23 protein-coding genes and 1 pseudogene are annotated in these 23,982 nt (G+C 33.7%); 22 read left to right on the top strand and 2 right to left on the bottom strand.

Features of this window, described 5'->3' with window-relative positions; all coding sequences use genetic code 11:
• Positions 1–140: 140 nt before the first annotated feature.
• From gltB to BSF41_RS20315, 20 genes and pseudogenes are all read left to right on the top strand, one after another.
• Entirely contained in the window at positions 141–4,658 is a 4,518-nt protein-coding gene (gene gltB / locus BSF41_RS20405) for a glutamate synthase large subunit (RefSeq protein WP_095931439.1), read from the top strand.
• A 131-nt stretch (positions 4,659–4,789) separates the two neighbouring features.
• Entirely contained in the window at positions 4,790–6,244 is a 1,455-nt protein-coding gene (locus tag BSF41_RS20400; protein WP_095931349.1) for a glutamate synthase subunit beta, read from the top strand.
• 420 nt (positions 6,245–6,664) lie between these two features.
• Positions 6,665–7,891 (top strand): annotated as a pseudogene (gene lysA, locus BSF41_RS20395) (diaminopimelate decarboxylase); the annotation flags it as partial.
• A 134-nt stretch (positions 7,892–8,025) separates the two neighbouring features.
• Complete coding sequence (locus tag BSF41_RS20390) at positions 8,026–8,499, top strand: hypothetical protein (RefSeq protein ID WP_095931347.1); 474 nt, start codon at positions 8,026–8,028, stop codon at positions 8,497–8,499.
• On the top strand, positions 8,496–8,651 hold the full coding sequence (locus BSF41_RS23825) for a hypothetical protein (protein ID WP_172426947.1): 156 nt from the start codon (positions 8,496–8,498) through the stop codon (positions 8,649–8,651). Before BSF41_RS20390 ends, BSF41_RS23825 begins: the two co-directional genes overlap by 4 nt.
• Before the next feature lie 229 nt (positions 8,652–8,880).
• On the top strand, positions 8,881–9,414 hold the full coding sequence (locus BSF41_RS20385) for a hypothetical protein (protein WP_095931346.1): 534 nt from the start codon (positions 8,881–8,883) through the stop codon (positions 9,412–9,414).
• Positions 9,415–9,503: 89 nt separating this feature from the next.
• Positions 9,504–9,893: a helix-turn-helix domain-containing protein gene (locus BSF41_RS20380; protein ID WP_095931345.1), complete on the top strand. Its 390-nt coding sequence runs from the start codon at positions 9,504–9,506 to the stop codon at positions 9,891–9,893.
• A 163-nt stretch (positions 9,894–10,056) separates the two neighbouring features.
• Positions 10,057–10,359 (top strand): hypothetical protein, encoded by a 303-nt coding sequence (locus BSF41_RS20375; RefSeq protein ID WP_141248173.1) that lies wholly within the window; start codon positions 10,057–10,059, stop codon positions 10,357–10,359.
• Positions 10,360–10,428: 69 nt separating this feature from the next.
• Positions 10,429–10,881 (top strand): hypothetical protein, encoded by a 453-nt coding sequence (locus tag BSF41_RS20370; protein ID WP_095931343.1) that lies wholly within the window; start codon positions 10,429–10,431, stop codon positions 10,879–10,881.
• A 44-nt stretch (positions 10,882–10,925) separates the two neighbouring features.
• On the top strand, positions 10,926–11,393 hold the full coding sequence (locus tag BSF41_RS20365) for a damage-inducible protein DinB (RefSeq protein ID WP_095931342.1): 468 nt from the start codon (positions 10,926–10,928) through the stop codon (positions 11,391–11,393).
• A gap of 76 nt (positions 11,394–11,469) precedes the next feature.
• On the top strand, positions 11,470–11,835 hold the full coding sequence (locus BSF41_RS20360) for a hypothetical protein (protein ID WP_095931341.1): 366 nt from the start codon (positions 11,470–11,472) through the stop codon (positions 11,833–11,835).
• Positions 11,836–12,053: 218 nt separating this feature from the next.
• Entirely contained in the window at positions 12,054–13,214 is a 1,161-nt protein-coding gene (locus BSF41_RS20355) for a DUF1624 domain-containing protein (protein WP_095931340.1), read from the top strand.
• Positions 13,215–13,338: 124 nt separating this feature from the next.
• Positions 13,339–13,899 carry a hypothetical protein gene (locus tag BSF41_RS20350; protein WP_095931339.1) on the top strand — a complete coding sequence of 187 codons (561 nt, stop codon included), beginning with the start codon at positions 13,339–13,341 and terminating at the stop codon, positions 13,897–13,899.
• Between the two features lie 32 nt (positions 13,900–13,931).
• Positions 13,932–14,405 carry a DUF1572 domain-containing protein gene (locus BSF41_RS20345; protein ID WP_095931338.1) on the top strand — a complete coding sequence of 158 codons (474 nt, stop codon included), beginning with the start codon at positions 13,932–13,934 and terminating at the stop codon, positions 14,403–14,405.
• Positions 14,406–14,464: 59 nt separating this feature from the next.
• Positions 14,465–14,830: a hypothetical protein gene (locus tag BSF41_RS20340; RefSeq protein ID WP_095931337.1), complete on the top strand. Its 366-nt coding sequence runs from the start codon at positions 14,465–14,467 to the stop codon at positions 14,828–14,830.
• A gap of 242 nt (positions 14,831–15,072) precedes the next feature.
• Positions 15,073–16,260 carry a hypothetical protein gene (locus BSF41_RS20335; protein WP_095931336.1) on the top strand — a complete coding sequence of 396 codons (1,188 nt, stop codon included), beginning with the start codon at positions 15,073–15,075 and terminating at the stop codon, positions 16,258–16,260.
• Positions 16,261–16,415: 155 nt separating this feature from the next.
• Positions 16,416–16,742 carry a helix-turn-helix transcriptional regulator gene (locus BSF41_RS20330; protein WP_095931335.1) on the top strand — a complete coding sequence of 109 codons (327 nt, stop codon included), beginning with the start codon at positions 16,416–16,418 and terminating at the stop codon, positions 16,740–16,742.
• The gene (locus BSF41_RS20325; protein WP_095931334.1) at positions 16,732–17,229 is read left to right on the top strand and encodes an SRPBCC domain-containing protein; all 498 of its coding nucleotides are present in this window, start codon (positions 16,732–16,734) and stop codon (positions 17,227–17,229) included. The genes BSF41_RS20330 and BSF41_RS20325 overlap by 11 nt, the downstream gene beginning before the upstream one ends.
• Positions 17,230–17,276: 47 nt before the next feature.
• A complete protein-coding gene (locus BSF41_RS20320; RefSeq protein WP_095931333.1) occupies positions 17,277–17,780 on the top strand; it encodes an SRPBCC domain-containing protein in 504 nt (167 codons plus the stop codon).
• Positions 17,781–17,876: 96 nt separating this feature from the next.
• Positions 17,877–18,746, top strand: a complete 870-nt coding sequence (locus BSF41_RS20315; protein ID WP_095931332.1) for an alpha/beta hydrolase — start codon at positions 17,877–17,879, stop codon at positions 18,744–18,746.
• A 98-nt stretch (positions 18,747–18,844) separates the two neighbouring features.
• On the opposite strand, the gene BSF41_RS20310 is transcribed toward BSF41_RS20315, so the two are convergent.
• Positions 18,845–20,380, bottom strand: a complete 1,536-nt coding sequence (locus tag BSF41_RS20310; RefSeq protein WP_095931331.1) for a YifB family Mg chelatase-like AAA ATPase — start codon at positions 20,378–20,380, stop codon at positions 18,845–18,847.
• A 253-nt stretch (positions 20,381–20,633) separates the two neighbouring features.
• On the opposite strand from BSF41_RS20310, the gene BSF41_RS20305 reads away from it, so the two are divergent.
• Positions 20,634–21,236, top strand: coding sequence for a DUF1963 domain-containing protein (locus tag BSF41_RS20305; protein WP_256385531.1), 603 nt, complete (start codon positions 20,634–20,636; stop codon positions 21,234–21,236).
• Here BSF41_RS20305 and BSF41_RS20300 read toward each other — a convergent pair whose 3' ends face one another.
• Positions 21,237–22,199, bottom strand: a complete 963-nt coding sequence (locus BSF41_RS20300; protein WP_095931330.1) for a Gfo/Idh/MocA family protein — start codon at positions 22,197–22,199, stop codon at positions 21,237–21,239.
• Between the two features lie 315 nt (positions 22,200–22,514).
• Here BSF41_RS20300 and BSF41_RS20295 point away from each other — a divergent pair, with 315 nt between their 5' ends.
• Complete coding sequence (locus BSF41_RS20295; RefSeq protein ID WP_095931329.1) at positions 22,515–23,831, top strand: ammonium transporter; 1,317 nt, start codon at positions 22,515–22,517, stop codon at positions 23,829–23,831.
• Positions 23,832–23,982: the final 151 nt, after the last annotated feature.

Genomic DNA, 23,982 nt, shown 5'->3' with positions numbered 1-23,982 from the left:
AGCAATTCGGGATGCTTTATATCATAATATTAATAATTAAGAATGCTTTTTCTAATATTACAGCAAAAATGAAAGCAAAAGCACTAATTCACTACATTATGTTTAACGAAATCTTTATTTTTGTAAAAAAAATATCAAGAATGAGAGTTAAAGAACAAGGGCTTTATCTGCCTGAATTTGAACACGACAATTGTGGTGCAGGATTTATTTGTAATTTGAATGGTATTAAGTCAAATGATATTATTCACAAAGCATTAGACATCTTAATTAAATTAGAACATCGTGGTGCCGTTAGTTCTGATGGAAGAACTGGTGACGGAGCCGGAATTTTATTCGACATTCCTCATGATTTTTTTAAGAAAGTTTGTGACTTTGAAATCCCAGAAGCGCGTGAGTATGCAGTAGGAATGGTTTTTTTACCAAAAAGCAAAAACCAAGTTTCTTTTTGTATCAATGCCTTTGAAGCAACAATCAAAGACCAAAACTTAAAAGTTTTAGGTTGGAGAGATGTACCCGTTGACGTTGAAAATCTAGGTGAAATTGCCGCAGAAAAAGAACCAACTGTTAAACAAGTTTTCGTTTCTAAAAACGGACAGGATTTAACTGAACAAGAATTTAATGCAAAACTTTTTGCAGCTAGAAAAATTGCTGAACATGCCGTAAGAGGATCAAAAACTTCTGAAAGCCACATGTTTTATTTTACTAGTTTATCGACAACTACTATAATATATAAAGGTCTATTGATGCCAGAAGACATCAGCCGTTATTATATAGATTTGAAAGATCCAGACTTGGTGACTCGTTTAGCACTTGTACACCAGCGTTTCTCTACGAATACATTCCCATCTTGGGACTTAGCTCAACCGTTTAGATACATGTGTCACAATGGTGAGATCAATACACTTCGTGGAAACGTAAGCCGTATGCGTGCTCGTGAAGAGCTTATGCAAAGCAAAGTTTTTGGCGATGATATCAAAAAACTATTCCCAATTATCTTAGAAGGAAAATCAGATTCTGCTTCTATGGATATGGTAATTGAACTTTTATTAATGACAGGTCGTTCATTGCCAGAGGCAATGATGATGGTTGTTCCTGAAGCTTGGGAAAAACACCAGACAATGTCTGAGGAGAAAAAAGCATTCTACGAGTTCAACGCTTGTATCATGGAGCCTTGGGATGGTCCTGCTTCTATTCCGTTTACAGATGGTAACGTAATTGGTGCTTTACTAGACAGAAACGGATTGCGTCCTTCTCGTTATACATTAACGAAAAGCGGATTCGTAATTATGTCATCTGAAATTGGTGTATTAGACATTGATCCAGAAGATGTAATTCAGCACGGACGTTTGGAGCCTGGAAAAATGTTCTTAGTTGATATGAATGAAGGACGTATCATCGAAGACGAAGAAGTTAAAAAAGCGATCGTTACAAAACGTCCATACAAACAATGGGTTGATGAAAACTTATTGCCATTGGCTAGCGTTCCTTATACAAACAACCCTACTCCTGTTGAAAAATTAGATTTCTTAACAAGACAGCGTTTGTTTGGTTATACTATTGAAGATTTAAAAACAATCATTAACCCAATGGGTAGCGACGGAGCTGAAGCAATTAGCTCTATGGGTAATGATACACCTTTGGCAGTTCTTTCAGATCAGCCGCAGTTGTTGTACAATTACTTCAAACAGTTGTTTGCTCAGGTTACAAACCCGCCTTTAGATGGTATTCGTGAAGAAATCATCACTGATATTAGTTTAGCGATTGGTGGAGATTTCAATATTTTCGAAATTGAATCTAAACAATGTAAAAAATTAAAAATCCAGAATCCAGTTGTTTCTAATGAGGATTTGGATAAAATTAGAAATATCGATCACCCAGATTTCAAATCGGCTACTATTTCTACTTTATATAAAATAGAAAAAGGAGTTAACGGTTTAGAAAGAGCTCTTGAAAAATGTGTTCAGGCAACTTTTAAAGCGGTTGAAGAAGGATGTAACATCATTATCTTATCAGATAGAGGGGTAAGTGAAGAATTAGCTCCAATTCCAATGTTATTGGCTTGTTCTTACATTCACCACTCTTTAAACATTTTACAAGTTCGTTCTAAATTCGGAATCATCATCGAATCTGCAGAACCAAGAGAACCTCATCATTTTGCTTTATTGTTCGGTTACGGTGCAAGTGCAATCAACCCTTACATGGTAAATGAAATTATTCACGATCAAGTTGAAAAAGGTTTCATCACAAAAGTAAAAGCTGATTATGCTGTTGTAAACTACAACAAAGCGATTGCAAAAGGAATCGTGAAAATCATGAACAAAATTGGTATCTCTACTTTACATTCGTATAGAGCTGCTCAGATTTTCGAGATTTTAGGTTTAAACAAAACATTTACCTCTAAATACTTCCCTTACACTCCATCAAGAATTGAAGGTATTGGTTTAATGGAAGTGGAGAAAGAGGTTAAAAAACGTTTCCAAAAAGCTTTCCCAAATTCAAAAGTTGCTAGTTTGCTTTCTCTTGAAATTGGAGGTATTTATAGATGGAGACGTGGTGGTGAAAAACACATGTTTAACCCGACCACTATTTCTAAATTACAACAAGCGGTTCGTTTAAACAGCCCAGAAAGTTATAAAGAATACTCAAACGCCGTTAACGAGCAAAGCTCAAACTTAATGACCATTAGAGGTTTATTTGAATTCAATAATTTGGATCCTATTTCTATTGATGAAGTAGAGCCTTGGACAGAAATTGTAAAGAAATTCAAAACGGGTGCAATGTCTTACGGATCTATCTCTAGAGAAGCACACGAGAATTTAGCGATTGCAATGAACAGAATTGGCGGAAAAAGTAACTCTGGAGAAGGTGGAGAAGATCCAAAACGTTTCCAGAAAGAAATTAACGGAGATTCTAGAAATAGTGCTATCAAACAAGTTGCGTCAGGACGTTTTGGTGTTTCGATCAACTATTTGACAAACGCTAAAGAAATCCAGATTAAAATGGCTCAGGGAGCAAAACCTGGTGAAGGTGGACAGTTACCTGGAGAAAAAGTAGTGCCTTGGATTGCTGAAACTAGAAACTCTACTCCTTATGTAGGTTTGATTTCGCCTCCTCCTCACCACGATATTTACTCAATTGAGGATTTATCTCAGTTGATTTACGATTTGAAAAACGCAAACCGTGAAGCTCGTATTAACGTAAAATTAGTTTCTGAAGTTGGAGTTGGAACCATCGCTGCCGGTGTTGCCAAAGCAAAAGCTGACGTTATCTTAATTTCTGGTTACGACGGAGGAACGGGAGCTGCACCATTAACATCTTTACAGCACACAGGTATTCCGTGGGAACTTGGTTTAGCTGAAGCACAACAAACTTTGATCTTAAACGATTTAAGAAGCCGTGTAGTTCTTGAGTGTGACGGACAGTTAAAAACAGGTCGTGACGTGGCGATAGCTGCTTTATTAGGAGCTGAAGAATTCGGTTTCGCAACTGCACCGCTTGTAGCTTCTGGATGTATAATGATGAGAGCTTGTCACTTAAATACCTGCCCAGTTGGTATTGCAACTCAGGATCCTGAATTGAGAAAGAATTTCAAAGGAACTCCAGAGCACGTAATCAACTTCATGTATTTTATTGCTGAAGAGTTAAGAGAAATCATGGCGCAGTTAGGTTTCAGAACTTTAAAAGAAATGGTAGGCCAATCACAAAAATTAAATGTGAACAAAGCCATCAAACATTATAAAGCAAATGGTTTAGACTTGTCATCAATTCTATACAAACCGGAAAAAGCGAAAACAGAGCCTAATCATAATACAACTACTCAAGATCACCAACTTGAAAATGTATTGGATTTTGACATCATCAAAGAAGCAATTCCGTCGATCTATAGAAAAGAGAAAACAAGAGTAACCTTTAAAATTAAAAATACAGACCGTTCTGTAGGTGCGATTTTGAGTAACGAAATCTCAAAAATCTACGGCGCACAAGGATTACCTGATGACACTATTTTAGTTGATTTTGAAGGTTCTGCCGGACAAAGTTTTGGTGCTTTTGCAACAAACGGATTGTCATTTAAAATTCACGGAAACTGTAATGATTATTTAGGAAAAGGTCTTTCTGGAGGAAAATTAATTGTAAAAGTACCTCCTACTGCTACTTTCAAACCTGAAGACAATATCATTATTGGAAACGTTGCCCTTTACGGAGCTATTACCGGAGAGGCTTATATTAATGGAATGGCCGGAGAGCGTTTCTGTGTGAGAAATTCTGGAGCAACAGCAGTTGTTGAAGGAATTGGAGATCACGGATGCGAGTACATGACTGGTGGTACAGTAGTAGTTTTAGGAAAAACAGGAAGAAACTTCGCGGCTGGTATGAGCGGTGGTGTGGCTTATGTTTACGATCCAAATAAGAAATTCGATTCTACAGTTTGCAACATGGAAATGGTTGCATTCGACCCAATGGAAGAAGAGGACGTTACGAAACTAAGAAAACTGATCAAAAATCATTCATTGTACACCAGCAGTCCATTAGCAAAAAGAATTTTAGCAGACTGGGAAAACCAACAGCAGCACTTCGTAAAAGTAATGCCAACTGATTACAAAAAAGCATTACAAAGAATTGCAGAAGAGAAAAAAATAGAAGAATTAATAGCGGGATAAATGATTTTAGAATTCAGATTTTAGATTTTAGATTTATCTACAATGTCTTCCTGAGCGAAGTCGAAGGATGAAATTGGAATTTGGAATTTTAAGAATTGGAATTTTAATCATTTAGATTTAATTAAAATGTCATGGGTAAAATAGGCGGATTTAAAGAATATAACAGAGCCGATGAAAGTAATTTAGCAGTAGCAGAACGTGTTTCTAACTACAACGAATTTACTATTCCGGTACCAAAAGATAAATTAAAAGAACAAGGATCAAGATGTATGGACTGTGGAATTCCTTTTTGCCACAGTGGTTGTCCGTTAGGAAATTTAATTCCTGACTTCAACGACATGGTGCATCAGGAAGAATGGCAGAGTGCATTAGAGATTTTACAATCGACTAATAACTTTCCTGAATTTACAGGTCGCTTATGCCCTGCTCCATGTGAGAAATCATGTGTATTAGGAATCATCAAAGATCCAGTTTCTATCGAAAACATCGAAAAAAGCATTATCGAAAGAGGTTTTGCTGAAGGATGGATCAAACCTCAACCACCAAAAACAAGAACTGGTAAAACAGTTGCCGTTATTGGTTCAGGACCTGCTGGTCTTGCAGCTGCTCAACAATTAAACAGAGCGGGTCACACCGTTACTGTTTTTGAAAGAGACAACGCAATTGGAGGTTTATTACGTTACGGAATTCCAAACTTCAAATTAGAAAAAGGAATTATCGACCGTCGTGTAGTTGTTCTTGAAGCAGAAGGAATCACTTTCAAAACAAATGTAAATGTTGGAGTTAACTTCAGCGTAGAAGAATTAAACGCATTCGATTCTATCGTTTTATGCGGAGGAGCAACTGAAAGAAGAAGCTTGCCAACTAAAGGAATCGAAAGCAAAGGCGTTGTTCAGGCAATGGATTTCTTGACACAGCAAACTAAAGTTTTATACGGAGAATCAATTCCAGATCAAGTAAAAGCAACTGGTAAAGATGTAATCGTTATTGGTGGTGGAGATACTGGTTCTGACTGTATTGGAACTTCAAACAGACACGGAGCTAAATCGGTAACTAACTTTGAGATTTTACCAAAACCTCCAGTTGGAAGAAGCGAGTCAACTCCTTGGCCTTTCTGGCCGTTGCAACTTAAAACATCATCTTCTCACGAAGAAGGTTGTGACAGAAACTGGTTGATCAACACTAAAGAATTCATTTCTAACGATAAAGGCGAATTAACGGGATTAAAAACTGTTGAAGTGCAATGGAAAATGACTCCTGGTCAGCGTCCTGAATTAATCGAAAAAGAAGGTTCTGAGAAAATCTGGCCTTGCGATTTAGCTTTATTAGCTCTTGGATTTACAGGTCCGGAGAAAACATTAAGTGAGCAATTAGGAATCGAAACTGATATGAGAAGCAATTACAAAGCGCATAACTATCAGACAAACGTGCCTCACATTTTCACTGCTGGTGATATGAGAAGAGGACAATCATTAATCGTGTGGGCTATTTCAGAAGGTCGCGAAGCAGCAAGAGAAGTAGATTTATTCCTTATGGGATCTACAAACTTGCCTACTAAAGGAAAAGGAGATTTACCGAGTTTATAAATCTAAGGTTCTGAGATACTAAGATGCTAAGGTTCTAAGCTTTTTTCCTTGCATTTTATTAATCTTTTCCGATAAACAACATAACTACTAACAAACCCTTGAATTTAATATTCAGGGGTTTTGTTTTTTTTTAGCCACAGATTATTTTTTCCGCCACGACTCGAGCGATAGCGAACAGACGAAGCAAATCTGTGGCAAAAAACAATTTTAACAGCATTTAAGAATAAGTTAATTCGCGAATTCGAGCCAAAAAAACTTAGTAACTTAGCATCTTAGAACCTCAGCACCTCTAAAAAGGTTATAAAATTCGAAAAACAGCAACTTTTTGTTTAAAATAAAACAATTTGTTATAATTTGTTATTTTTCTACAAATTATTTGCTGATAGATAAAAGTGTAATAACTTTGCCCAAAATGATTTAAAAATGCAAGCAAAAGATTTACTGCAGTTAGCAGACCAATTTGGAAGTCCATTGTATGTTTACGATGCTGAAAAAATCCAATCTCAGTACAACAGATTAACTAAAGCTTTCTCTAAGGTAGAAAACTTAAGAGTTAATTACGCCATGAAGGCATTGTCAAACGTTGCGATTCTACAGTTATTAAAGAACATGGGGTCTGGTTTAGACACTGTATCAATTCAGGAAGTTTTATTAGGACTTCATGCTGGCTATGAACCCGAAAGAATTTTCTTTACACCAAACGGAGTTTCTCTAGAAGAAATCGAAGAAGTTGCCGCAATGGGTGTACAAATTAATATCGATAATTTATCTATTCTGGAGCAATTCGGAACAAAACATCCACATATTCCGGTATGTATTCGTATCAATCCACACGTAATGGCGGGCGGAAACGCTAACATTTCTGTTGGACATATCGATAGTAAATTCGGAATTTCTGTTCACCAGATTCCGCATATTTTGCGAATTGTGGAGAATACAAAAATGAGCATTGTTGGAATTCACATGCACACAGGATCTGATATTTTAGATATCGAAGTATTCTTGTATGCTGCCGAAATCTTATTTGATACAGCAAAACATTTCAAAGATTTACAATTCTTAGATTTCGGAAGCGGATTCAAAGTTCCTTACAAAAAAGACGATATTGAAACAGACATCGAAGAACTAGGTAAAAAATTATCTAAAAGATTCAACGCTTTCTGTACTGAATACGGAAGAGATTTAACTTTGATTTTCGAACCAGGAAAATTCCTAGTGAGCGAAGCAGGTCATTTCTTAGTAAAAGTAAACGTAGTAAAACAAACAACATCAACAGTTTTCGCTGGAGTTGACAGTGGTTTCAACCACTTAATTCGTCCAATGTTGTACGGATCTTCACACCATATTGAAAACATCTCAAACCCAAAAGGAAAAGAGCGTTTTTACTCAGTTGTAGGATACATTTGCGAAACAGATACTTTTGCAAACAACCGCAGAATTCAGGAAATTACTGAAGGAGACATTTTATCTTTCAGAAATGCAGGAGCATATTGTTTCTCAATGTCTTCAAACTACAATTCAAGATACAAACCAGCCGAAGTTCTTTGGATGAACGGACAAGGAATCTTGATTCGCCAAGCTGAAACATTTGAAGATTTACTTAAAAATCAAATTCCGTTGCCAGAAGAAGTTGCTGCTACAGTTTAACAATAGAAAAAAAGAGAATATCACTTTAATCCCGTTTCTTAATTGAGGCGGGATTTTTTTTATGAAATTTCATCTCAAAAAAAAAATTGAATACATTTATAAAAGCTTTAAATTTGTAAGAATTTTACATGTAAATGAATTACAAAAATTATACTCTTATTAAAAATGAATTATCTACAGTATTTAATTTTGTAAGCACTGGACGTAAAGGCAATTTTAGAAAAGTAGTTGTTTATTCCCCTACTACAAACCCAAATGTATACAATCTTGGTTTTGGAGATTTAAAATACGATTCTTTAAAAAAGAAATACATTGTAGATGATCAAGTCATAAATGATAATGGAGACATTAGAATGGTTTTGGCAACCGTAGTAAAAACTGCATACGAATTTACAAGTGTTAATCCGCACATAACAATATTTTTTAGAGGAAGTGACACCAAAAGAACAAACACTTACAAAAGAGCCATAATGTTAAATCTAAAGGAATTATCAGAAACTTTTGATATATTTGGTGCAAGAATGATTGAAAATAATAAAATCATAGATGAGCCATTTGATTATAAAAAAGACTATGATGGTTTTTTAATTAAAAGGAAAAGAAGATGAAAAGTGTAAAAAAAATAATTAAGACTAAAAGATTAACTACAAAAGACTCAAAGATTATTGTTGACACATCTCTCAATAATCTTAAAAATATTGAGTTTCAATCTGGAAAACAAGATGAAATTAATAAAATCGAGTTTAAACTAAGCTTTTAATCTTAAAACCAAAATATCATCGAAGTCCCGTTTCTTAATAGAGGCGGGATTTTTTTATTTTAGATTTTTGAGTTCAGATTTTAGATTCCTAAACGTCTGTCCGGCTGAGCGAAGTCGAAGCCCACGCAAAGTAATTGCAATATTTGTCATTTGACAAGAATAAGAGTATACTTGATCCAAAATAAAAAATATTTAATATCTTACCTGAATACTTTCAATACTTACAAAAATGGACTTTGAAGTACTTAACATACGAAAAATAGACTCATCAACTGGAAATTTAAAATTACATGAAGACTACATTCTTTCGTATGACCAGTTTGATGGTTGGACAGAAAGATTATTAAGATTAGGAATTTATATTGATATCATTTTTGAATGTAAGATCGACATGACGTTTCGTACAAAAAAAATTGAGAAATTTGAAAAGCAATTCGAATGCGAAATACCTTCTGAAATTAAAAACATAATTTTAGAAATACAAAAACTCGATCATTTAGAATTGAAACATTATTATTCTGATATATTTATGGAGGACCAAGCCAAGGAAGATTATGTTATTAATCATTTGGGCAAATCACACAATATCAGAATAGGAAATTTGTTCAAAAAGCCGCAACCTGAAAATTCATCCGAAAAATTATTTTTTGACTTAATTGAACTTTTTGAAAAATGGCAAGAAGAAATTTATCAGCAATGTTTAAACGAATTAACACCATCCAATCAAATTCCCATTAATGAAAAGCGTAAACGAAGAAGATAAAAGTTTTTAAAAGAAAAATTAAAATTCTATCAGAAAAAACATCTTTTTACTTTATTCAAATAATCAAAATTTTAAATACCTTTGAAATTATGAGCACAACATCAAAACCAAAACATATCGGCAGAAACATCAGCCGAATCAGAGAGCTTAAAGGTATGAAGCAAGAAGCGCTTGCAATTGCAATTGGTTTAAGCCAACAGACGATTTCTAATATTGAAGCAAGCGAAACTGTTGATGAAGATAAACTTGTTGAAATTGCAAAAGCTTTAGGTGTAACAACAGAAGCAATTGAAAGCTTTTCAGAAGAAAATGTGATTAATTATTTCAATACATTTAATGAATCTGTTTCTGGAAGTTTCATAACTAATAATGAATGCACTTTCAATCCACTTGACAAAGTTGTAGAACTTTACGAGCGTTTGGTTCAGGCTGAAAAAGACAAAGTTGAATATTTAGAAAAATTACTAAAAGGAAAATAATTCCTTAGAAATATAAATTTTACAAAAGCACAGAGATTTACTTTGTGCTTTTTTTAAGCCCAGAAACAAAATGTCATATCTTCTTCTTGCCCTTTTTATTGTCCTACTAAATTGCTCCATTTTTTATTTTCTAAAATCTGAAAATGGACTAAAAAAAATACTTTTGTACGCATTAGTCTATTTTGTAATTGCAATAGTTTTTACCAAAATTTATACTTTACTAAACATCGAAGAAATGCCAAATGGCTTTGCGTTTTTTGTACTTTTAATGTTTAGCTGGTCAATCGTATTAATGCATTTCTTAAAAACCCTAAATAACAGAAGAGTAAATATTGCAAAACAATTACAGATAGAAAACAATAAACTTATTAATTCTTCTGCTTATCTCACACTTATTACGATTTCTATAACTGCCTTTCAATTGTATTTAATTTTATCAAAAACTATTAATGTTTTTAGAAGTTAGTTCGAATTTTAAAATCGATCTCAATAAAATAAAATCTTATTTTAGCATCCCAAATCAAAACCCAAAACCATGAAAATTACGATTCCCCTATCGGCACTATTCGTGTTATTTACAGCAAATTTATTCAGCCAAACTCTTGCTGATTTAAAACTTAAACCAAAAGAAATTCCAAAAGGTGGTTATATGGTAAGCGACGGTAATATTTGCATAACGCCACAAGCTTGTAGTTTTTACAACGATATTGAAACCTACAGTAACATTGTTGGAACTGTAAAAAGTAAAGCGATTCAGAGTTTTAAAAGCAAAGCAGATCGTGGTTCAATTATGTATTTTGAATTTGATCATGTTTTTAAAGGCGATAGATTCCTGCAAGGTTTACTTTGGGGAAAAGCTGGCGAGCCAACAGCTGAACATCCAGAAGAATATATAGCAAAAGGTAGATTTCTAGTTATTTGGAGTCTGCAGCCAGATAGTCCGTTAAAAGAAAAATCGGAAACTAAAGTAGAAGCGCTTTTAGAATAAACAAAAAATGAAAAAGTTGAGAAACTTAGTTAAACGTTCAAAACATGACTAAAACATACAGACAAGGCACCATCGGAGCTTTACTTGATGAATACGAAAGAGCAATTTTAGATTTAAGTAAAACAATCTCTTGCATTAACGCTACTGCAATTACTACAACAATCAATAATCTATCTGTTCAATCGATTCTTGCGCATGTTGTTCGTTCTGGATATGCTTACGCTTTGTATGTTCAAAAATTATTAGGAGAGCAAAACGAAGTTCCTAATCTTGTTTACAGAAATACTATTTCTGATTATCAAAATGATCTAACTGCTTTTTTTGTTTTCACAGAAAATGTAATTAAAAATTTTAGCGACAGTCAATTAGAAGAATTAGACAATCAGAAAAAAATAATAACTTCTTGGGGACAAGTTTATGATATAGAACAAATTATGGAGCATGCTATTGTGCATATTTTACGTCACAGAAGGCAAATTGAAAAATTTAAAATCGAGCTTGATAATTTATGAAGTTCTAGGGTTTCACAATGCATTCAACATTTAGTATTATCTTCGTATAAAAAATATTATCATTAAAAACATCAAAATGAAACCTCAAGTACGAATCCTGATTTACTCTATTCTTTTCTTTTTATACCTTACTTCTACGCATTTTTTTCTTGAATTAAATGAGAAATTTAAAGGTGATGGTTTTGTAACTCTTGGAGTTGGCTTTGGTATCTTGAATCTTATTTATGCTTTTACAGCCCTAAAATGGAAACCTTTGCTTAATGTACTTTGCGCTGTCGGAATTGCGGCTTTGGCTATGTTTCTAGCTTTACAGTTTACCAATTTGCATCTGCTTGTAGATTATGATCCGTATCAGGTTAAAACGGCCATTTTTGCGAATGCGGTTCTTTCTATTATTTTTTGGGAAATTGTATATCAGGTCAAGATTAGAAAATCTAAATAAATATATTTTTCCATTGCCTCCAGCTTTAGCTGGAGGTTAATAATAAAGTCTTTCTCATAGGGCTTTAGCCAAATCTTTTTTTGGCTAAAGCCTTTTTACTTTTATCAAATATACCTCCAGCTAAAGCTGGAGGCAATTCATTTACAATTACTAATATTGCTTAAATACTTAAAAAATAATTCATTAGATTTACTCTTAAGTATTTAAAAATCAAACCCATGAAACGACAGCCATCAATCGACATTGTCCGCGGAATTGTAATGATTATTATGGCGCTCGATCATGTTCGAGATTTGATGCATGTTGATTCTATTACGCAAAGTCCAACCGATTTAACAACTACTTCACCTTTACTGTTTTTTACGCGTTTTATAACTCATTTATGCGCGCCTACTTTTGTTTTTCTGGCCGGAACTTCGGTTTATCTTTCGCTTCAAAACAAAAATAATGTTTCTGAAACCAGAAAGTTTTTACTCAAAAGAGGAATTTGGTTAGTTGTCCTTGAATTTACAATTGTCAATTTTGGTTTATTCTTCGATATTGGTTTTCATTCTCTTTTGTTTGAAGTGATTGCAGCAATAGGTTTTGGTTTTATCATTTTAAGTGCATTACTGAAAATCCGTTCACAGACATTAGGAATTATTGGACTTCTTATACTCTTTTTTCACAATCTCACACCGCTTATTCCATTTGCAGAAAATTCGATTTTAAAAACTGTCTTAGCACCGCTATTTAGTCCAATAGTATTTCCGTTTTCAGGAAGAGCTTTTATAATGGGTTATCCGCCGATTCCGTGGCTTGGAATTATGCTTGTTGGTTTTGCAACTGGTAAATTCTTTGAATGGACTGAAGAGAAAAGAAAACAACTATTTACAAAAATTGGTTTAACCGCATTAGTCTTATTTATCATAATTCGTTTTGTAAATATTTATGGAGATCCAGCTTTATGGGCCACACAAAAAAATGTCGTTTTTACTTTTTTGTCATTTATTAATGTGACAAAATATCCTCCTTCTCTCCTATTTTGTTTAGCAACTTTAGGAATTATGTTTTTGCTTCTAGCATTTGCAGAACAATTCACAAACAGAATCAAAAAAGTGTCTTTGGTCTACGGAAAAGTACCTTTATTTTATTTTGTCGTTCATTTTTATGTTATTCATTTTCTAACACTTCTTATGCTTTTTGCTCAAGGTTTCAACTTTTCGCAATTTGAATTTGCAACCGGAATTTTTGGAAGGCCAAAAGGCATAGAAAGCGGTTTATCTCTTTGGTTAATTTATCTAATTTGGATTTTTGTTGTTGTCCTACTTTATAAACCTTGCCGATGGTTTGGAAAATATAAATCGGAACATACATATTGGTGGCTACAATACATTTAAAATTTATCAAAAGTCAGCGTATAAAATTCATTACGTCATTTAAGAACTACTAAAAAACACTTTAGATTCTGTACGTATTTTTTTATATTAGCCTTGAATTTTTCAAAGCCAAAATAATAAAATAATGAAAATCCAAACTTTATTGCTTTTGTCCCTAATTGTAATTTCATGTAAAAATGAAACTAAAACCGAAACACCCTCAACTACCCAAAAAGATTTAGAAGTCGCATTAAAACCGAAAACTAATGCTGAAATTAACATTGAGGAAGCTGATACATTGGTAATTTCTAAAAAACATAAAACCAACCAAATAAGTTGCGATTTAGACGGAGATGGAAAAAACGAACTCGTAGAAATTATCAGAAGTACAAAAAATGACAAAAGCGGCCTAAAAATAACTTTTGGAAATAATAAAAGAACTGATTATTTCGGATTCGGAAATACTGTTTTAAATCAAGGATTTGACGAAATTGACTGGGTCGGAATATTTGAGAAAGCACCAAAAGGAGAAATTGTCTGGAACAATGTAAACGATGACGGTGAAATTATGGGCGAAGAAGAAATTAAAGAAGAAGATAAAATAAAACTTCCAAATGATGGGATTTTTATTCATGCCGAAGAAAGCTGTGGAGGCGGAATTATTTATCTAAAAAACGGAAAATACGAGTGGATTCAGCAGGAATAAGCTCATAAACATAAACTCCTAAATTATTGAATATGAAAAGTACAGTAGAAATTGCCAATCGTTTTAGAGAAGTCATTTTAAACGGAACTTGGATTGCGAACACCAATTTTAGAGATCAGCTCGAAAATCTAGATTGGAAAATTGCAGTTAGTCCCGTTCAAAACTTAAATACAATTGCGGTTTTGGCGCAGCATATTCATTACTACATAAACGGAATCAATCAGGTTTTTAAAGGCGGAACTTTGGACATAAAAGACAAATTTAGTTTTGATTTTCCGTCAATTCATTCTCAAGAACAATGGAATTCTTTTCTAACTCGATTCTGGAATGATGCTGAAGAATTTGCATCTTTAGTAGAACAAATGCCAGTCGGAAAACTGGATGAAGGTTTTGTAGAAGTCCAGTACGGAACTTATAAAAGAAATATCGAAGCTATGATTGAACATAGTTATTATCATTTAGGGCAAATTGTTTTGATTAAAAAACAGCTTAACAACTTAACGTAAAATTTTCTTTCAAATCATTAAAAGTCATTAAATTAGAGTTCAACTTTAAAAATTTAAAAATGAAAAAATTAATCTTAGCATTTCTGTTTTTAATTGGCTTATCTGCATCAGCGCAAACTTCTAAAGAACTTATTGGAAAATGGCAATTGGTAAAATGGACTAAAAACGGAAAAGAAAAAAGCATTGAAAAACGTTTTAAAACAGATCAGGTTTTTCAGGTTTTTAAAGAAAATGGCGATTTTGAAAGTGTTATTGGAGAGGAATCGCACAAGGCAAAATGGAAATTATCTAAAGACAATTCTCAATTGACAATTGTTTCTGTTATTCTGCCAGTTGTGTTTACGATAAATTCTTTTGACAGTCAGAAACGTGTTATAACCAATCCTGAAGTGGGTACTTTTGAATATAAAAAAGTGGAAGAATAAGTTAGTTTTTTCTTGTTTCCTCTGAAATACAAAAGCTGTAATCTAGCCCCGATGGAAGCGGTATCTCCCGATTTAGAAAAACAAGGCTATTTCAGCCGTAGTTTTTGTTAATCGGGAATTTAGCGGACAGCGGGAGTAAACGTTCTTATGAAAATAGCTTTTTCTGCTCCTTAAATAAATTAGAAAAAGGCATAGTTGTTGAAAGTTAAATAAAATATATTTGCAACTTCAAAAGACACACTATGCAAAAAATTACTTTTCTCGTTTCTATATTGTTTTTAGCCCTTTCTTCTTGTGGGGTAAAAACAACACAATCAATGCTTAGCGATGGAAATTACGACGGTGCAATTGATCGCGCCGTTGAAGCGCTTCGCACCAAAAAAGATTCTAAAGGAAAACAAGATTATGTTTATCTGTTGGAAGAAGCCTTTGCAAAAGCCAAAGACCGCGATTTGCGTAATCTAGAAATGCTGAATAAAGAAAATAATCCGGCAAATGCCGAACGTATCTATAATACTTATGTACAGCTAAATAATCGTCAGGAAAAAATTAGACCTATTTTGCCTTTGCCTTTATTGAAGCTGGGAAGAAATGCAAATTTTCCGTTTGATAATTATTCGAATGAGATTGTAAATAGCAAAAATGCACTTTCGAAATATTTATATGAAAACGCATCTACTCTTTTGAAATCAAATAACAAATTGGATTTTAGAAAAGCTTACGATGATTTTGCGTATTTGGAAAGCATTAATCCTGGCTACAAAAACACCAAAAAACTGATGGATGACGCTCAGTTTAAAGGAACTGATTTTGTGGATGTTTATGCTAAAAATGAAACCGAAATGGTGATTCCGAAAATGCTTCAGGAAGATTTATTGGATTTTAAAACCTACGGATTAAACGATAAATGGACGGTTTATCATAGCACAAGACAAAAAAATGTGTCGTACGATTATAGTTTGATTCTTAATTTCAGACAAATCGCGATTTCGCCAGAACAAATTAAAGAGAAAGAATTTGTTAAAGAAAGACAAGTTAAAGATGGCGTAAAAACGCTTTTGGACAACCGCGGAAGACCTGTAAAGGATAGTTTGGGTAAGGAAATTAAAGTGGATAATTATAAAATACTTCGCGCAACGGTTTATGAATTCAGACAATTTAAGTCTTGTCTGGTAACTGCAAAAGTGGACTATGTAGATTTAAAAAGCAATCAGCTAGTCCAGACTTTCCCGATAAGCAGCGAATATGTTTTTGAAAATGTGTATTCGACTTACAAAGGGAACAGAAACGCTTGCGATGATAATTATTTAGGGTATTTTGACAAACGCGCTATTGCTTTTCCGAACAACGAACAGATGGTGTATGATACAGGTGAAGACCTGAAAGCCAAGCTAAAAGACATCATTGTAAAGAATAAATTTAGAAGGTAATTATATAACACAATTATAAAGAAAAAGGTGCATTTTTGATGCGCCTTTTTCTTTTTGCTTTAAACTTTTTCAATAAAAAAATGTCTTTTTGAATTGTGCAACCAAAAAGTTGCGTATATTTGCAACTGATTAGTTGCGAATAAATATTCAAAAAAATGAAAAGAGATATTTTTCAAGCTATTGCCGATCCGACAAGAAGAGCAATATTGGTTTTGATTTCCTCAACTGCATTAACGCCAAATGCTATTGCAGAGCAGTTTCAAACTACAAGACAAGCGGTTTCTAAACACATTAAAATACTGAATGAATGTGATTTATTGGAAGAAAAGAAATTGGGCAGAGAAATTTATTATCAGCTCAAAATTGATAAAATGAAAGAAATTGATCAATGGCTGGAGCAATTTAAGGCAATTTGGGAACAGCGTTTTAGTCAATTAGATCAAGTATTACTTAACTTAAAATCTAAAGAAAATGAAGACTGATTTATTAATGAATTTTTCTGTAGACAAGGAAAATAAAAGAGTGAGCGTAAAACGCGAATTCGATGCCCCGTTATCAAATGTTTGGTCTGCATGGACAGAACCTGAAATTCTAGATTTATGGTGGGCGCCAGCTCCGTTTAAATCTAAAACCAAAAACATGGAGTTTAAAGAAGGCGGTAGAAGATTATATGCCATGGTTGGTCCCGACGGTGCTGAGCGCTGGAGTTATTTTGAATATTCTTCAATTTCTCCTAAAACAAACTTTAAACATTCTGCTACTTTTTCTGATGCCGAAGGAAATCCGAATTCTGAATTTGGAAGTTCGTTTTGGGATATTACTTTTTCTGAACACGGCACTTCTACAATTGTTGACATTGTGATTAAACGTGACAGTTTTGAAGAACTGCAAAAAATAATTGAAATGGGCTTTAAAGAAGGATTTACTTCTGCAATGCAAGGTTTGGACAAAATCTTAGCAGAAAAATAAAGTCAATTCAGCCGAATTATTATTAACGAATTAAAAATCTTAAGAAAATGAAATCAAATCTTTTAATGAATTTTACTGTTGATAAGGAAACTAATACTGTCAATGTAAAACGCGAATTTAATGCCTCTTTGTCTCAAGTTTGGTCTGCATGGACAGAAGCTCCAATATTGGATTTATGGTGGGCGCCAGCTCCGTGGAAATCGGAAACAAAGAGTATGGAATTTAAAGAAGGCGGACGCAGATTGTATGCCATGGTTGGACCAGAAGGCGAAAAGCATTGGGCCATTGCTGATTTTACTTCAATTAGTCCGAAAACTAATTTTAAATATTTAGATGCTTTTAGCGATAGCGAAGGAAATTTAAACAAAGAATTTCCGCGTTCTGACTGGGATGTAACTTTTTCTGAAAAAGAGGGTTCTACTTTTGTAGATGTTGTTATTAAACATGAAAAACTATCTGATTTGGAAATGATTATCCAAATGGGCTTCAAAGAAGGTTTTACTATTGCAATGGAAGGTTTGGATGCTATTTTTGCAGAAAAAGCAAAATAATCATCTAATTACATACAAAAGGTCAAAACAAAAGAAGAATTTACTGATATTAAAATTGTAATTTCGTTTTACATAAACATTTTTACTTTACTATCAATGAACAAATTTTTTGCTCTGGCCTTTTTGCTTTTTTCTTCTACTTTAGCATTCAGCCAAAAGAATAAAACTAAAACCATAGAAACTTCAAAGCCTTTTGTTTTAGGCGTTATCGACGAAATTCAATCGAAAGAATTAAACGAAAAAAGAATTCTAAACATTTATCTTCCTGAAGGCTATAATCCAACTGAAGCTACAAAATACCCCGTAATTTATTTACTTGACGGTTCTGCCGACGAAGATTTTATTCATATTTCTGGATTGGTGCAGTTTAATAGTTTTGAATGGATCAATCAGGTTCCAAAATCAATAGTTATAGGAATTGCAACTGTTGACAGAAAAAGAGATTTTACCTTTCCTACTACTATCGAAAAAGATAAAACTCGTTTTCCTACAACTGGTCATTCGGATCAGTTTATTGCTTTTATCGAAAAAGAACTACAACCTTTTATTGAAAAAAAATACAAGACAAACGATTCTAAAACCATCATCGGCCAATCTCTTGGCGGATTATTAGGAACTGAAATCTTACTCAAAAAGCCAGCTCTTTTTAATAAATATGTTATTGTAAGTCCGAGCTTATGGTGGAACAATGGTTCTTTGCTTGATTTGGATGCTGAAATGCTGAAAGAAAATTTTAAACAGTCAACCGAAATTTATATTGCTGTCGGCAAAGAAGGATTAGCTCCAACAGCAATTCCGCATGTTATGGAAGTTGACGCCAATTTACTGGCAGAAAAATTAAAAGCATCCAAAAGCAAAAATGTAAAAACGTACTTCGATTATTTCCCCGAAGAAAACCACGGATCGATTCTGCATACAGCTGTTTTTAATTCTTTCAAATTCTTTTATCCAAAAAATAAGGAATAGACTTTGTCATATTGTAAAATGTGAAATGTGAGATGCTAAAGTCTCCATTTCACATTTCACATTTCACATTTCACATTTCACATTTCACAATCAACAATTTACCCCAACCACCCTTCTCTATCCAAACTTCTATATTGAATAGCCTCGGCAATATGTGAAGAAACAATATTTTCTGAATGATCTAAATCGGCAATGGTTCTCGAAACTTTCAAAATTCGATCGTAAGCTCTTGCAGAAAGATTCAATCTTTCCATGGCTGTTTTTAGCAATTCTTTTGAAGCTTCATCTAAAACACAAAATTCACGAATTAGTTTACTGCTCATTTGCGCGTTGTAATGAACATTTTCTACCGTTTCAAATCGTTTCGTTTGAATTTCTCTCGCTGCTGTAACTCGTTTGCGAATTTCTACACTGCTTTCAGATTTTCGCTCATCTGATAATTTCTCAAACGGAACTGGAGTAACTTCTATATGAATATCGATTCTGTCTAATAATGGCCCTGAAATCTTACTCATATAACGTTGCATTTCGTGCGGTGAAGAAGTATTGGGCATACTTGGATCATTAAAGAATCCGCTCGGACTTGGATTCATGCTTGCCACTAGCATAAAAGATGACGGATAGGTTATAGTAAATTTTGCGCGCGAAATTGTTACTTCACGATCTTCCAAAGGCTGGCGCATCACTTCTAAAACATCGCGTTTGAATTCTGGCAATTCATCCAAAAATAAAACACCATTATGCGCCATCGAGATTTCTCCTGGCTGAGGGTAACTTCCGCCTCCAACCAAAGCGACATTAGAAATCGTATGATGCGGACTTCTAAAAGGTCTTTGATTCATCAATCCGACTTCTTTTAATTTTCCTGCAACGCTATGAATTTTGGTAGTTTCCAATGCTTCACGCAAAGTCATTGGCGGTAAAATACTCGGAACACGTTTGGCCAGCATCGTTTTTCCTGCTCCTGGCGGACCAATCAAAATTATGTTATGTCCACCAGCCGCTGCAATTTCCATACAGCGTTTAATGCTTTCTTGTCCGCGGACATCTGAAAAATCATGTTCAGGAAAATCGAGTGTTTTATAAAATTCCGCTCTTGTATCGATAACTGTGGGTTCGAGTGTGCCTTTTCCTGCGAAGAAATCAATTATTTCTTTTAGATTTTCAACCCCATAGACATCTAAACCCGCTACGATAGCCGCTTCTTTTACATTCTGAATTGGGAGAAAAAATCCTTTATAACCTTCTTCTTTGGCTTTGATTGCAATGGGTAACGCTCCGCGAATAGGCTGTAAACTTCCATCCAAAGAAAGTTCTCCCATAATAATATAGCGTTCAATTTCTGGCGCTTTAATCTGATCTGAACCGACCAGAATTCCCATTGCCAATGTCAAATCGTATGAAGAACCTTCTTTTCGAAGGTCTGCAGGCGCCATATTGACTGTAATTTTCTTTCCTGGAAAACTAAAACCGTTATTCTTTAAAGCAGCGGCAATTCTAAAACTGCTTTCTTTTATAGCATTATCTGGAAGTCCAACTAAATGATAACCAATTCCTTTATCCATATGAACCTCAACTGTAATCGTTGTGGCTTCAACTCCAAAAACGGCACTTCCGTAAACTTTTACTAACATAAAAACTCATCTATTATTGAAGAGTAAAAGTATTACAATTAGAAACAAAATTATTCATATTTGTAAATATTTTATTACTTTTTATTTTTATGAAAATAGATTTTTAACTTAGATAATATATTTAAATTTACTTTTCTTTTAAAATCAACTGGCAATGGATGAAATAGAAAAAATAAAAAGAGTACTAGAAAAAAATGCGACTGAATTTATAGCTGGCGGGTTCAAGCCAAATAATTCAATTACTTAAAGCTGGATTGGAAAAGTTTATTTATATAATGAAAACGAACAAATTCCATTAGATCAAAAAGGGAACTTAATGCTTCCTTTATTTCAATTATATTTCGATCAGTTTCCTTTTGTACCCGACATTTTAAAAGAAACTAAAATTATTACCGTTTTTATATCTCAGGATTTCCCTATGGATTTAACACCTAACGGAAATGATTGGGTTTTGCGCGAATACAAAAACACAGATAAAATTGTTATAAAGGATTTACAAAATGATGCATCGTTTATAAAAGCTTTTCCTTTATCTAATAAATTAATTGAAGAAGATTATCCGGTTTGGGAAGATACTTCCGGGATTTCAGATGAAATCACAAACAAAATACTGGAACTAGAAGACTCTGGCACTATTGGCTCTTATTATGATTTTTTTGAAAACAGTAATGGTCATAAAATTGGAGGATATGCAAGCTATCGTCAGTCAGGAATTGATTTTGGCGAAGATTATGAATTTGTATTTCAAATTTCTTCTGATGAAAAAGCAAACTTAAATATCATTGACAGCGGTAACTTCTATTTTGCTAAAAATAGAAAAACTGGTGAATGGATGTATTATATTGATTTTTATTGATTATGATTTATTCTTAACTTCCTCCACTATCCTACTCAAATCCAAACAATTTTGATGCGACCAAAGTTTACTTTCAATTTCATTACTCAGAATACAATTTTGACATTCGATTATTTCATGAGAATATCCTTTTCCTAAAGCTGGTAAAGTAAATGTGGCTTCTTTTTCTTCATTTATATATAAAGAATAGCCATCGGCAATAAACCACGGAGCATTTAATTCTATTCTCCCTTTTGTTCCTGCAATAACGGCTTTCATATCAGATTCAGAAACTATAGAAGCATGCAAAACCGATTGAGCTGTTTCGTATTGCAAAATCATCGAAGTCTGTAGATCGATATCATTTTTATGTTTAATCGCTTTCGCGGCAATCTCTTTTGGGTATCCTAATAATATATAGGACAGAAACAAAGGGTAAACACCAATATCAAATAGCGCTCCTCCTCCTAGTTCTTTATCAAAAAGTCTTTTGTTTTCTGTTTCACTTCCGTGAAAAGCAAAATCGGCTTTTATGTAGTTTACGTCTCCTATTATTCCGTTGCTTATTTTCTGAAGCACATCTTGAACAGAAGGAATAAATCTTGTCCAGAATGCTTCCATAAAAAACCTATCGTATTTTTTAGAAGCATCTATTATTCTTTGCGTGTCCTTAAAAGATAAAGACATTGGCTTTTCGCAAAGCACGTGCTTACCACTTTCTAAAGCTTTAATAGATAATTCGGCGTGCGAATTATGAGGAGTTGCAATGTAGACGATTTCAACTTCTGAATCTTCAAAAAGTAAATCATACGAATTGTACATTCTTAAAGCATTAAATTTTCCTCCAAATTCCTCCGCTTTAGCTAAATCTCTTGAAGCAACTGCCGTAAGCTCAGCATTTTCAATCAATACTAAATCTGATGCAAATTGGTTTGCAATGTTTCCTAATCCTACTATTCCCCATTTAATACTTCTATTTCTCATCCTTATATTATAATCATCAAAATTGTTAAAAAGATTAAAAAATATCCACTACAACATGCAACAGACGTTTTTTAAACAACAAATATCTATTATCCTACAAAAAATAGCAATCAATTACCCCAAAAATTATCAAAAATGATGGTAAGTGAAAAAAAAATGTTGCCAAATTGTAAATTTTAAGTTTGTTTTAAGAAATTCATGCAAAATGAAAGGGGTTAAATTTTAAATTTAACAAAAATAAAGCATACAACCCTATTTTTTTAGGGGGTATCAAATCATTTTATACTTTTATAAAAAATTTAAAACTAAATAACTATGCGAAAAATTATTTTAAGTGTGATTCTTATCACGATTTTGGTACTAACCTTTATTTCAAACTTTATTATTGCAGACAACCCAATACCTGCAGAAGCTGTAAAATTTGATACTGGAGATACTGCCTGGATGATCGTTGCCACTGCTTTTGTATTGCTAATGACACCTGGATTAGGATTTTTCTACGGAGGTATGGTAGGTAAGAAAAACGTAATTAGTACTATGCTTCAAAGTTTTATGGCAATGGTAATTGTTACTATTCTATGGACAGTTGTTGCTTTTGGATTGGCTTTTGGACCAACAATTGGAGGAATTATCGGAAACCCGTCTGAGAATTTGTTCTTTGCAGGAGTTGGAACTAATACCGCATGGAGCCTTGCACCAACAATTCCATTTATATTATTCGCATTATTTCAGGCAAAATTCGCCATCATTACTCCTGCGTTAATTACAGGTGCTTTTGCAGAACGTGTACGTTTCTGGGCTTATTTGCTATTCATGGTTTTATTCATATTATTGATATATGCTCCGCTTGCTCACATGACTTGGCATCCTGATGGAGTTTTCTTCAAAATGGGAGTTCTTGACTTCGCTGGAGGAACTGTAGTACACATGAGTGCTGGATGGGCTGCATTGGCTGGAGCTATGTTCTTAGGAAAAAGAAAAGTTCAAAAAGTTAATCCTGCTAGAATTACTTATGTATTATTAGGAACAGGTTTACTTTGGTTTGGATGGTTTGGTTTCAACGCTGGATCTGCTTTAGGAGCTAATGGTCTTGCTGCTCAAGCTCTAGGAACTACTACTGTTGCTGCCGCTGCCGCTGCAATGGCTTGGGTTTTCCTTGATAAAATTTTAGGACACAAATTATCTGCTCTTGGCGCTTGTATCGGAGCTGTTGTAGGTCTAGTTGCTATTACACCTGCTGCTGGATTTGTTAGCATCCCTCACGCAATCTTCATCGGATTATTCTCTGCAATTGTAAGTAACATCGTAGTAAGCAAATTCCCTAAAGGAAAAATCGACGATGCTCTAGATGTATTTGCTTGTCACGGTGTTGGTGGTATGGTAGGAATGCTTTTAACTGGTGTTTTCGCATCAAAAGCAATCAACCCTGCAGTTGGAGATAATCAAGGTTTAATCTTCGGAACTCCAACTTTATTCATCAATCAATTGACTGCTTTAGTTATTGTTTCAATCTTTGCTTTTGTAGCTTCTTATGCTTTATTCTTCATCGTAAATAAAATTACTCCTCTAAGAGTTACTGAAGAAAAAGAAGAACTAGGATTAGACATCTCTCAACACGGAGAATTCTTATAAGAATAAATTCCCTTCTCACATTACTTGATAAATAAAAAAGCACTCTAAATTTGACTTAGAGTGCTTTTTGAATTAAATACCTTTTATGATTGTAGAATATAGATAATAGAATATAGATAATAGAATATAGATAATAGAATATAGATAATAG

It is taken from the genome of Flavobacterium sp. ACN2, assembly GCF_002303885.1.
Classification (GTDB): Bacteria; Bacteroidota; Bacteroidia; order Flavobacteriales; family Flavobacteriaceae; genus Flavobacterium.
This window is presented reverse-complemented; position numbering and strand designations above follow the sequence as displayed.